Here is an 11,466-nt window from a genome sequence, read left to right as displayed (position 1 = left end):
AAAGACTTAGTTCTTAAGGTCCAGTCTATGAGCAGACATCAGAGAGGGTTTCGATAATGTGGCTGGCTTTTATTGAGTGTCAGTGTCTCAGTCCGTTATAGCTTTCCATTTGCTAACGGACAGCGCATGACTTCCCATACCTAAAAGGGTATGGCTGGGCATCAATATAGTATTGGAAAGGGTGTTATGCCTGTTATTAAGATTGAATCACCCGCCAGACAGGGCGAAGGAATACGCAGACAGAGGTGATCAGTCTATGAGTAATGCAATAACTAAAGTCCAGAATGCCAATGCACGCCGCGGCGGTGATGTATTGTTAGAAGTTCTGGAAAGTGAAGGGGTGGAATATGTGTTTGGTAATCCAGGTACCACCGAACTGCCGTTTATGGATGCGCTGTTAAGAAAACCGTCAATTCAGTACGTGTTAGCTCTGCAGGAAGCGAGTGCAGTCGCCATGGCGGACGGTTATGCGCAGGCAGCAAAAAAACCAGGCTTTCTGAATCTGCATACCGCCGGTGGTTTAGGCCACGGCATGGGAAATCTGTTGAATGCAAAATGCTCACAGACACCACTGGTGGTGACGGCGGGGCAGCAGGATTCACGCCACACGACAACCGACCCATTATTGTTGGGTGATCTGGTCGGTATGGGTAAAACGTTCGCGAAATGGTCGCAGGAGGTTACCCACGTTGATCAGCTACCGGTATTAGTTCGTCGGGCCTTCCACGATTCTGACGCTGCACCGAAAGGCTCCGTGTTCCTGTCGCTTCCGATGGATGTGATGGAGGCGATGAGTGCTATTGGCATTGGCGCGCCTTCTACTATCGACCGCAATGCAGTCGCAGGATCGTTACCTTTGCTGGCGAGTAAGCTGGCGGCATTTACTCCGGGTAAAGTCGCACTGATTGCTGGCGACGAAATCTATCAAAGTGAAGCGGCCAATGAGGTTGTTGCTCTTGCTGAGATGCTTGCCGCTGACGTGTACGGTTCAACATGGCCGAACCGGATCCCCTACCCAACAGCACACCCTCTCTGGCGGGGCAATCTGTCCACGAAAGCGACGGAAATTAACCGAGCATTAAGCCAGTACGATGCTATTTTTGCCCTTGGTGGTAAGTCGCTTATCACTATTCTTTATACCGAAGGTCAGGCAGTGCCGGAGCAGTGCAAAGTGTTCCAGTTATCAGCCGATGCGGGCGACCTGGGACGCACCTACAGTAGTGAACTCTCAGTGGTTGGCGATATTAAATCATCGTTAAAGGTGCTACTTCCTGAACTGGAGAAAGCCACGGCAAACCATCGCCGTGATTATCAACGCCGTTTTGAAAAGGCGATTAATGAGTTTAAATTGAGCAAAGAAAGTCTGCTCGGGCAGGTTCAGGAACAACAATCTGCTACGGTAATTACGCCGCTGGTGGCGGCGTTTGAGGCAGCAAGGGCGATCGGACCAGATGTGGCCATTGTTGACGAGGCGATTGCCACCAGCGGCTCGCTTCGCAAGTCTCTCAACAGTCACCGCGCGGATCAATATGCCTTTTTACGCGGCGGTGGCCTGGGATGGGGGATGCCCGCGGCGGTGGGCTATTCACTCGGTTTGGGAAAAGCGCCTGTGGTGTGTTTTGTGGGAGACGGCGCGGCGATGTACTCCCCTCAGGCTCTCTGGACGGCCGCACACGAAAAACTGCCAGTCACCTTTATTGTCATGAATAACACGGAATATAACGTATTGAAAAACTTCATGCGTTCACAGGCGGATTATACGTCGGCCCAAACAGATCGCTTCATCGCAATGGATTTGGTTAATCCGGCAGTGGATTATCAGGCACTGGGTGCATCGATGGGGCTGGAGACCCGAAAAGTTATCCGTGCCGGCGATATCGGCCCGGCCGTTGAGGCCGCACTGGCGAGTGGCAAGCCTAACGTGATCGAAATCATCATCAGTAAAAGTTAATCGTTAATCCGTCCGGACTGTGCCGCATCCAGTTTATCCCTGATACTGCGGCACAGGTTCACAAAACCCGGTAAAGCCGGATTAGTGTTCTTTGCCGACCACATCAGCATATTCTCCACCATATTCGGATTTTCCAGCTTCCGGTAAACCACACCGCGTAATTGAGCATTCTCCATACTGGCGGGAATAAGCGCGACACCAACACCATGGGCCACAAAATTCATCACAGTCTGCTGCACGGAGGCTTCCAGACCTATCTGCGGACTAAATCCAGCTTTGAGGCACTGATGAAGGATGGAATCATAGAGCATCGGCGCGCTCTCGCGCGGAACCGTGATGAACGGGTCATCACAGAGTGATTCAAGCCTGAAATGCTCGTGTTGAACCTGGGGGTGGTTGGCAGGAAGGGCGGCAATGAGCGGCTCACGCAAGAGCACCAGTGAATGAATCCCCGGCGTGGCCGTCTCGGAGAAGCTGATTGCCGCGTCCAATCTGCCATCTTGTAATGCGGCGTGTAAATCAGAGGGGACCCTCTCCTGAAAATGCAATTCCACGTCGGAACAGGTATTCCTGTGCTGCATCGCAACATGCGGCACAACGCTATAGCTGGCATACATTGTTGCGCCTAATTTCAGAACCCCTTTCTGCCCTGATTCTATTGCCCGTACGTTATTACAGGCCTGCTCCAGCATTGCCAGCATCGCGCGGCAGTCCAGCAGAAATTGCTCCCCGGCAAGGGTTAAACTGACCCCTTTTGCGGCCCGGTTAAATAGCTTTGCACCGAGGATAGTTTCCAGCTGGGCTATTTGCCGGCTTAAGGGAGGCTGCGAAATATTAAGTTGACTGGCGGCTTTGCCAATGTTTCCGGTTTCAGCAACAGTGCAAAAGTTAATCAACTGGTTAAGGGTTGGTTTCATAAGCATTCCTGAAGCGGGTTCATACCTTCCAGGGTATCACTTGTTTGCCGCAGAGGGGCATATGAAATTAAGCGTTCTGGCGTTCGAGTTGAAGCAGGTGTGTGGCAATTCCCCATCTGATTGCCAGGCATTTCCCATCCCGGAAATCGAACACCGAGTAACTTGCATTAGGGTGAGCGTACCGCGAAAAATTATCAATAGTCCCTTCTTTAAGCACCGCCAGCACGCCCTGGCTGACTTGCCCGTGCGTGACAATACAGATGCGCTGATGTTCTGTGGTTTCTTGTAGGTTGTGTATGAAACCTGTTACTCGTCGGGTTGCTTGTGCTAATGACTCTCCCTCTGGCGGGCAATACTCGGCATCATGTGTGAATAACGCATGCGCATCGTGGGGACGTTGTTGCATGAGTTGTGACGTTAACATACCTTCGAACTGGCCAAAGGCCTGTTCTTTGAGGGCCGGCTCAGCTATCAATGGGCAACGAAAATGGTCAGCCAGGCGCTGTCCCATTTGCCAGGCACGACCAAGCGGAGACGTGTAAACGCAGTCTACCCGGTAATCACTCGCTGCAAACGCGGCAAGTAAAGCTGATGTTTGGCGCTCCCCGCGGGGGGTTAACGCACTGTCACTCTGTCCCTGAATTATTCCTTTTATATTCCACTCTGTTTCCGCGTGTCGAACAAGTATCACTTGCATCATTAAATGGCCATGTATGTTGTTGATTTAAATTCTACCGTTTAGACAAATCCCTTTAATAGCGTGGGATTTTTAGCACTGGACGAAGACAGGTTCTGCCTCCCCGCTTTCCTTGTATCTGACAGCATGTAGTGATGAGATACCGTCTCTGAAATCGAGTTAGCCATCCCATTCCCTTAATCAGTGACGCCTGGTTAGGAATGTGATGCAGACAATCCAAAAAACGCGCCAGGCAATGACCCGAGCCAGCACGCTTGTCAAATGGGATGGCTAGAATGGCAAACAGCGATTGTCTTCAGGACATTTTCGCTTCGACGTTTAACTCAGCATTTATAATATCGCGTATATTGACGAGTGCATTGCGCACCGCGGCGCCTCCTGCATAAAACAGTAATTGCAGGACAACCTCGATGATTTCTTCTCTGGTTGCCCCTGCATTTAGCGCTGCCTGAGCGTGTGCCCTCAATTGTGGAACCGTATGACCCAGAGTGACGCAGGAAGCAATGACAACCATCTCCCGCGTTTTAGCATCCAGCCCCGGGCGTGCAAGGATGCCTCCCATAGCCCATTCGATCGAGATATCAGTAAAATCAGGGCACAAATCGGCCATGTCCTTTCGTAGTTCTTCTCCTGCGCCATTTCCATACAGCTCATTAAACAATCTCATTCCTTGCTCACGGAGCTCTGTATTGGTAATCATTTTTAACCCTCCTGCACTAAGTGAAAACAGATTAAAACCCGCTGGTGAAATTTGATAAACAGCGTTATGTTTTTATCTTTAACAAGCCAGGCTTGATAATAGTGAATAAACTGGAAAGTATGGCGGTGTTTGTCCGCGTCGTGGACAGGGGCAGCTTTAGCGCTGTTGCTGAAGAGATGCGAATCAGCGGAACCATGGTTGGGCTGCATATCAAAGCGTTAGAGGAACATCTCGGCGTTCGCTTACTTAATCGCACAACGCGTCGGCAAAGTCTGACCGATTTTGGTCAGGGTTATTATCAGAGTTGCCGCCGGATATTAGCTGATATTGAAGATAGCGAGTCACAGGCATTTGCTCTTCACCAGAAGCCACGTGGAAAACTGAGAGTAGGTTGCCCAGTCTCCTTTGGTGTCCATGCGCTTTCGCCTGTTACTGCTCAGTTTCTTATTGAATGGACTGATATGGCAGTAGACCTGGTGCTGAGCGATAAATCGATGGATATGGCAGATGAAGGTTTAGATGTCATGATTAAGATTGGTGAGCTCCTGCATGTTAATACACTTGTTGCCCGTCCGATAGCGCCATATCGCTCAGTCATGTGTGCATCTCCGGCCTATATAAAACGGGCAGGGGAACCCATAACACCTGAAGAGTTATGCCATCATCGATGTCTTGGGTTTGCCCATCCCATTGCAGCGAATGAATGGACACTTCAGAGGGAAGGCAAACCTGTCAGAGCTCCGGTAAACATCACGATGACCTGTAACAATGGGGAAGCATTGCGAAGGGCAGCATTGAATGGATTGGGAATTATTATGCAACCCGAGATCCTGTTGGCTGAAGATTTGCAACATGGCCGACTGCTGCCTCTGATGTCTGAATTTCAACCATTAGCTAAGCCAGTGCATATATTGACCTTTGCAAACCGTCAACAGTTACCAAAAATCCGTTTATACGTTGATTTTTTATTGAAAAATTTCAGTGCATCACTCTACGCATTGAACCTTGAATAAATAATGAATTGTACGCGGCTACGGCTGACCGAATGCCGCATCGGTGGCAGAGAGGCACCATCTGACGTTGATAATACGTAATAATTCGCCTTTGTCCCGAACGTGCGTCCCTTTTTAATCTTGACTTTGCATAAGATTGCTCGGTATGTTTCTCATCGTAGTGTATTATGCCAGATAAAAAAAGCCGTCTTAGCGTGGATTATATCGTTCAAATGATATATTCGCGCTAATGATTTTTATCCAGGGAAGCAATGAATAAGGAAGTGCGCGAGTGTCTGATTGGAATATTATTGTGCTGTTTCTATTTTCAGCGACGTACCTGCCTTTGTTCTGGTTCGTAGGCATGCGGATAGCCTCTGAGGACATTCTCAGAAAGAGTAAATTTTACGAAGCGGATCCAAATGTTTTAGTCCCTGGATGGGCGAAGACATGCACGACAGTATTCTGTGTTTTGCACTACTGCCTGTTCATCATTCCGCTGACTATGATTGACTGGTTACATGGCTTGGCTGCATTTGGCGCAGGAATTCTGTTGCTTGTGTTTCTCCCTTTATTCAGGAAAAGCTATATGCCTGTTTTTAAAGCACACGCTGTGCGCGTTCACAGGAGAGACCCTTCAACAGGTCGATTATTAATTCGTGTGTTGAAGGCTTAGACTTTTGGTTGAAGATGCTCTGTTTAGCCTTTATTCATATTACGTAAGTCTTCAAGCAAACCAGGTCCGTCCGGTAACCAACCCAGATGAGTCTGGGTAGCTTTGCCTGAAGCACCAAGATCAACATGAGCCAGTGCCGCTATCCAGCTAAAATAGGCTTCAACTTCCTCAGTGCTGATTGAGCGTACAGGTAAACTCAGACTTTCAGCAAGCTGTGCTGCGATGGCATGCATAGGGACGCCTTCTTCCGCCACTGCATGGTAATGTGCACCGGTTTCACCCTTTTCCAGCGCCAGTCGGTAGAGTCTTGCCGCATCCGTGACATGAACAGCGGAAAGCCGATTTTCTCCTTGTCCTACATAAGCCACAAAGCCTTTTTCCCGGGCAATACGAATATGTTCTGCCAGCCGGCCCTGGTGCTCAGTATCATGCACTTGAGACAAACGAACCACGATAATGTTTACCCCTTTGGCCAGCATTGAGTCAGCGGCTTCTTCTGTCGCTGCACGAGGAAATAAGGCGGAGGAGACAGGTTTATCAGTTTCACGAGCAAGTCCATGGATTCTGCTACGGTCTACAAGACCTGTTCCGGAAGAGACCACCAGTGGCCGCTGGCTTCCGGCCAGCGCCTCACCCAATGTTTCGATAACCCTGCGATCAATTTCACTGTTCTCTTTAAGTTTTGAAAAATCATGATTGAAAGCGGTGTGGATAACCCCATCGACGGAGTTCGTGGCATCGCGCAGGCTTTTCAGGTCAGTTAACTCGCCAAATATTGCTGTGGCTCCGGCCGCCTCTAACGTCTTCGCCCCTTTACCAGTGCGTGTCAGGCCGATGACCTCGTGTCCATTGCGCAGAAGTTCTGGTAGAAGATAAGAACCAATGAAGCCTGTCGCGCCGGTTAAAAGTATCTTCATAATTACATTCCTCATCGCCCAATGAGATGATGGTCCTGGACTCTGGATGCGAAAAAATTTTCCAACGGGTCCGAAGGGTGTCTATCGCGCATATAAGTATAGCGTGCAAACGGAATGAGGTTCCGTTTTAATTTGAGAGCCCATTTTTCTATTGGCTAAGAGATGAAGGGTGAAAAAAGTGATTTCTGACGATGGCGGAAAAAGAGGTGCCCGGGCGGATGCCAGACGTAATCATGAGCAGTTGCTGAAAACAGCATCCACTCTGTTCAGAGAAAAGGGCGTCATGGTTCCGATGAAGGATATTGCCAGAGAGGCAGGGATTGGGGTGGGGACGCTGTACCGCCACTTTCCTCATCGTGCTGACCTTATTGCGGCAGTATTTCGCAACGAAGTGGATGAATGTGCGATGGCGGCAGAACGTCTGTGTCAGGAATTTTCTTCCTGCGAAGCACTGGAGCGGTGGATCGCGCTTTATGTCCAGCTCATCGTTACCAAACGAGGTCTTGCCAGCGTACTCCATTCTGGTGAATCGGCTTATGCCGATCTCCCCGCGTATTTTGAAACCCGCCTCGTTTCGTCGCTGGAGAAATTACTACCGCATGTGACAGGGAATATCCGCGATAACACGCTGGCGACTGATACCCTGAGAGGGATAGCCCTGTTATGTGCACCTGCCGCGAAGGGAGATTTATTGCAGACTCAAAGACTGGTTAAGCTGTTTCTCAAAGGTATCCGCGCTGGCGATGATATCCATGGTGATTAGCTGCTGAGATAGCCGGTATGGTTTGCCTTTTATTCATACATCATTCAGTGCACTTCAACATCAAGGCGTTAAGGTTGCGTTAACAAACAGACGCAATACTGATGTGGCCGATTCCCTTATAAAATGGCCAAATAATGAACGAACAACTTCGCAATGCGCTTCCGCATAAAGACACCCCTTTTTTCCGCATGCTGCATATTATTGTCGCCACCCTGATTCTGCTGCAGATCATTAGCTCTAATCTCACCGAAAGTGAGGCGCTTCGCGACGTAACTCTGACCGGAGTCGTGACATGGTTCCATGTTATCTCTGGATTCGCGCTGATGGTTCTTGGTGTAGTGATGCTGGTATGGATGCTTAAACAACGTGGGTTTCGTTACTATTTTGCCTGGTCGTCCCTTGATTTTCGCGGTGTAGTTGAAGACATTAAAATGCTAATGACATTTCGTCTTCCTGAAGCACATGCCGGTGGCATAGCGGCGATGATCCAGGGGCTTGGCGTACTTGCTTTGTTGGCGGTCGCACTCTGTGGAGGGCTCTGGTTTGTACTGGACACCGCGCCAGGGACGTCAACGGCGCTGGCAGAAGCGGTCCTGCATTTGCATAAATTTCTGACGGTGTTCATTGAAACCTATTTCTGGGCACATGGTGCGATGGGATTGCTGCATATCTTCCTCACCTTTCGCAGTCAAAAGAAACATCCCGTTGTTGGATAAGGTTCTGGTCTCTCGCTAATCCCGATGAGGGTGCGTATTAAAAGGAAAAAGGCATGCATCTTGAACGACACAGCATTGAAAGCGTCGGTTGGTTAAGGGCGGCGGTCCTGGGAGCGAATGACGGGATTGTCTCAACCGCCAGCCTGGTGCTCGGCGTGGCGTCTGCAAATACCAGCCCTTCGGGCGTGTTGCTGGCCGGTGTCGCCGGGCTGGTTGCGGGAGCCATGTCGATGGCAACAGGGGAATATGTTTCGGTATCATCCCAGGCGGATACGGAAACCGCCGCGCTTGCCGAGGAAAAAAGTGAGCTGGACGCAGATTATCAGGGAGAGGTTCGGGAGCTGACGTCTCTTTATATCCAACGCGGAGTGGAGCCTGCGCTTGCCCGCCAGGTTGCAGAACAGCTCATGGCCAAAGACGCCCTGGAGGCTCATGCCCGCGAAGAGTTGGGATTAACGGATACTCATTCTGCGCGACCTTTGCAGGCGGCCATTTTTTCGGCCGTGAGTTTTTCAGCCGGGGCGGGGTTACCCTTGATCGTTGCAGTGCTATCGCCAGCAAAACTGACTGTTATCGCGATTTTCCTATCCACTCTCTGTTCACTGGCTGCTCTTGGCTATTTCTCTTCCGTGGTGAGTAACGCACCGCCTGTCAGAGCTATCAGCAGAATTACGTTCTGGAGCACGCTGGCCATGCTTTTTTCGATGGGGATTGGGCGCATAGCCGGGCAGGTACTGCTGTAAAATTGCTAAATTATCAAACACACCTTTAGAGAATGAGCTATTTAATCTAACGTCCATATCGGGGTAGTCTTTAAATATAGCGAAATAACTTGTTATATAAATCTCGCTACAACGATATCTTTCATTGGCAACGTGGACGAAAAAATGGTTTTGATGGCTACTATGTTTCTGTATTCTCTGGCTCTGTCGTTTTCGCCCGGGCCAGTCAATATGGTCATTATCTCTTCAGGTGTTATGCATGGCTTTAGAAAAACATTCGCCTTCGTATCCGGTGCGACTCTGGGTTTCACCCTGTTGCTTATCTTTGTTAGTTTTGGGTTATACACAGTCATTGCCTCGCACCCATCATTTTTTAAATACCTAAATGTTCTCGGCTCGATTTTTATACTGTATCAGGGCTATAAAATTGCCACATCGCAACCTGATTGGTCATTAAAAAAGGGAAATGCACCCGGATTTGTTCAGGGAGTGTTAATGCAATGGTTCAACCCAAAAGCCTGGGCTGCCTGTACCTCTGGAACTACCTTGTTTTCTGAGCCATCAACCAGTCTGCCCCTAATACTATTCATTATTATTTACTTTTTTATCTGTTATATCTCATTATCAATTTGGGCAATATTCGGAGATAAAATGTCAACGTTTCTTCAGGGAAGGGCACAAATGCGTATCTTTAATTTATTGATGGGCGGGTTTTTATGCGTTATCGCATGTTATATGCTCTACCCACAATGATTTTAGCTGTTCAAAGCTTATGTTGTTCCATAGCGTTATAAATGTAATTAATTAGTTTATAGGCGGCGCTGCTGGTTGATATATTGGCGGGCCAAATGGCATAAACTTTTAGCGGCTCTAATGACCAGTCAGGAAGTACTTCATGCATCTCCCCGAGTTTAACATCATTTTCGCAGAGGAAACGGGGAGGTACGGCAAGCCCTATGTTCTGTTTGGCAAGGACATAGGCAGCTTCAATGTTATCAACGCATACCATAGGAGCATACTTAATGACCGCCAGTTCGCCGTTTTTATGCCTGAACTCTCGGATGTTCTCTCTCATTGTTAACCCAATCCACGGCAGGGATCCCAACTCAACGGGATGCTTAATGGGGTGGTGCTGCATGAGCAAGTCCTTAGACGCTACCAGTTGTCGTGGTAGAACAAATAGGTGTCTTGCTTTGAGTGAACTGTCCGGGAGTTCGCCAATACGGAAGGCGACATCAATGCTATCGGCGATGATGTCCTCGCGCAGATCACTATAAGAAATACTCAGGGAAATATCCGGGTTTTCTTTGATAAAATTCGCCAGATGGCGGGTGAATGGACCGTTTAAAAAAACAGCAGGGAGGGAAATGCGCAGCTTGCCGACGGTAGAGATAGAGCGTTGTTTAAATTCAATGACGCCCTTTTCATACAGCTCCAGCATCGATCTGGCGGTCTCCAGCAAACTGATGCCATCCTGGGTTAGAGAAATTTTTCGCGTATTTCTGTACAGCAAGGCGCTATTGAGGTTTTTCTCAAGTCTGGATAAATGTGTGCTTGCTGTTGCGGTCGTCAGGCCTAACGCTGCGGCGCCACCTGAGATAGAACCTCGTTCTACAATTTTGGCAAATACTATCAGGTAGCGGATGTCATCGATCATTTACAGTCCTGTGTTCACTCAGTAATGCTGGGCGTGGAGCCAGCAAAAGCGTTAATCCATCATAGAATTAACATATCCTATTTTCATCATCGGCAGCATAATTTTTCAAATGCTTCTCAACGCTGGCTAACCGGTTCCCCGGTATGGAGATTTGTGCTTCAATGGGCAGGCAGAAATCCTCGAAGCATCATCGGTAATATTCCCCGTCAGGAGGTAAGTTTGCACATTGATACCCATCGTTTGCATCTTCGCCCGGTCATGGCTTCCGATGTCGACGATCTGTACCGAATTTATGGCGATCCCGCGACCAATACCTTCAACCCCGCAGGACCGTACCCGAATATAGACTATGCGGAAGTCGTCCTGCGGCGCTGGCTCGCGCACTGGCAAACGCACGGATTCGGAAACTGGGCAATATCAATGCGCAATACCCCTGAACACATCATTGGCTTTGGTGGCGTCAGTCTACGCAGTTATAACGATGTCACCATTAACAATCTTGGATATCGGTTTTCTACTGAGGCATGGGGAAAAGGCCTGGCCACCGAGTTTGCGATTGGCGCGATGAGATATGGCTTCGAGGTGCTTAAACTTGCGGAGATGTCAGCGGTTGTCCGGGCTAACCATCTGGCTTCGCAGAAAGTTCTCGAGAAAGCCGGGATGAGGTACATTAACGATATTGCTGATGTAAAAGATGCACCGCCGAGCCTGCTTTATTCATTGACGTTAAGGAAGGTGCGAACAAGTTCCTGATATGA

Annotated in this window: 13 protein-coding genes; 8 read left to right on the top strand and 5 right to left on the bottom strand. The window is 49.1% G+C overall.

Annotated elements, in window-relative coordinates; all coding sequences use genetic code 11:
- The first annotated feature begins 256 nt into the window (after positions 1 to 256).
- Positions 257 to 1,951 carry a thiamine pyrophosphate-binding protein gene (locus tag HMPREF3096_RS01965; protein ID WP_032730287.1) on the top strand — a complete coding sequence of 565 codons (1,695 nt, stop codon included), beginning with the start codon at positions 257 to 259 and terminating at the stop codon, positions 1,949 to 1,951.
- Here the strand turns inward: HMPREF3096_RS01965 and HMPREF3096_RS01960 are convergent.
- From HMPREF3096_RS01960 to HMPREF3096_RS01950, 3 genes are all read right to left on the bottom strand, one after another.
- On the bottom strand, positions 1,948 to 2,868 hold the full coding sequence (locus HMPREF3096_RS01960; protein WP_016160973.1) for a LysR family transcriptional regulator: 921 nt from the start codon (positions 2,866 to 2,868) through the stop codon (positions 1,948 to 1,950). The two genes, HMPREF3096_RS01965 and HMPREF3096_RS01960, sit on opposite strands and share 4 nt — an antisense overlap.
- A 67-nt stretch (positions 2,869 to 2,935) precedes the next feature.
- Positions 2,936 to 3,568 (bottom strand): histidine phosphatase family protein, encoded by a 633-nt coding sequence (locus HMPREF3096_RS01955; RefSeq protein ID WP_032730289.1) that lies wholly within the window; start codon positions 3,566 to 3,568, stop codon positions 2,936 to 2,938.
- A 292-nt stretch (positions 3,569 to 3,860) separates the two neighbouring features.
- The gene (locus HMPREF3096_RS01950; RefSeq protein ID WP_032735529.1) at positions 3,861 to 4,265 is read right to left on the bottom strand and encodes a carboxymuconolactone decarboxylase family protein; all 405 of its coding nucleotides are present in this window, start codon (positions 4,263 to 4,265) and stop codon (positions 3,861 to 3,863) included.
- A 101-nt stretch (positions 4,266 to 4,366) separates the two neighbouring features.
- Between HMPREF3096_RS01950 and HMPREF3096_RS01945 the strand changes: the two genes are divergently transcribed.
- Positions 4,367 to 5,278: a LysR family transcriptional regulator gene (locus HMPREF3096_RS01945; RefSeq protein ID WP_016160975.1), complete on the top strand. Its 912-nt coding sequence runs from the start codon at positions 4,367 to 4,369 to the stop codon at positions 5,276 to 5,278.
- Positions 5,279 to 5,549: 271 nt separating this feature from the next.
- Positions 5,550 to 5,933, top strand: coding sequence for a hypothetical protein (locus tag HMPREF3096_RS01940; RefSeq protein WP_048293461.1), 384 nt, complete (start codon positions 5,550 to 5,552; stop codon positions 5,931 to 5,933).
- A 23-nt stretch (positions 5,934 to 5,956) separates the two neighbouring features.
- Here the strand turns inward: HMPREF3096_RS01940 and HMPREF3096_RS01935 are convergent, their stop codons facing one another.
- Complete coding sequence (locus HMPREF3096_RS01935) at positions 5,957 to 6,850, bottom strand: SDR family oxidoreductase (RefSeq protein WP_048293462.1); 894 nt, start codon at positions 6,848 to 6,850, stop codon at positions 5,957 to 5,959.
- A 169-nt stretch (positions 6,851 to 7,019) separates the two neighbouring features.
- On the opposite strand from HMPREF3096_RS01935, the gene HMPREF3096_RS01930 reads away from it, so the two are divergent.
- From HMPREF3096_RS01930 to HMPREF3096_RS01915, 4 genes are all read left to right on the top strand, one after another.
- The gene (locus HMPREF3096_RS01930; RefSeq protein WP_032754335.1) at positions 7,020 to 7,613 is read left to right on the top strand and encodes a TetR/AcrR family transcriptional regulator; all 594 of its coding nucleotides are present in this window, start codon (positions 7,020 to 7,022) and stop codon (positions 7,611 to 7,613) included.
- A 134-nt stretch (positions 7,614 to 7,747) separates the two neighbouring features.
- Positions 7,748 to 8,329: a cytochrome b/b6 domain-containing protein gene (locus HMPREF3096_RS01925; protein ID WP_008804998.1), complete on the top strand. Its 582-nt coding sequence runs from the start codon at positions 7,748 to 7,750 to the stop codon at positions 8,327 to 8,329.
- Positions 8,330 to 8,382: 53 nt separating this feature from the next.
- Positions 8,383 to 9,072: a VIT1/CCC1 transporter family protein gene (locus HMPREF3096_RS01920; protein ID WP_012541806.1), complete on the top strand. Its 690-nt coding sequence runs from the start codon at positions 8,383 to 8,385 to the stop codon at positions 9,070 to 9,072.
- Positions 9,073 to 9,216: 144 nt separating this feature from the next.
- Positions 9,217 to 9,804, top strand: coding sequence for a LysE family translocator (locus HMPREF3096_RS01915; RefSeq protein WP_012968292.1), 588 nt, complete (start codon positions 9,217 to 9,219; stop codon positions 9,802 to 9,804).
- A gap of 10 nt (positions 9,805 to 9,814) precedes the next feature.
- Here the strand turns inward: HMPREF3096_RS01915 and HMPREF3096_RS01910 are convergent, their stop codons facing one another.
- Positions 9,815 to 10,708: a LysR family transcriptional regulator gene (locus HMPREF3096_RS01910; RefSeq protein WP_012968291.1), complete on the bottom strand. Its 894-nt coding sequence runs from the start codon at positions 10,706 to 10,708 to the stop codon at positions 9,815 to 9,817.
- A 219-nt stretch (positions 10,709 to 10,927) separates the two neighbouring features.
- Between HMPREF3096_RS01910 and HMPREF3096_RS01905 the strand changes: the two genes are divergently transcribed.
- Positions 10,928 to 11,461: a GNAT family N-acetyltransferase gene (locus HMPREF3096_RS01905; RefSeq protein ID WP_070544265.1), complete on the top strand. Its 534-nt coding sequence runs from the start codon at positions 10,928 to 10,930 to the stop codon at positions 11,459 to 11,461.
- The last annotated feature ends 5 nt before the right edge of the window (positions 11,462 to 11,466 follow it).

The organism is Klebsiella sp. HMSC25G12 (assembly GCF_001807705.1).
Taxonomy (GTDB): Bacteria; Pseudomonadota; Gammaproteobacteria; order Enterobacterales; family Enterobacteriaceae; genus Klebsiella; species Klebsiella variicola.
This window is presented reverse-complemented; position numbering and strand designations above follow the sequence as displayed.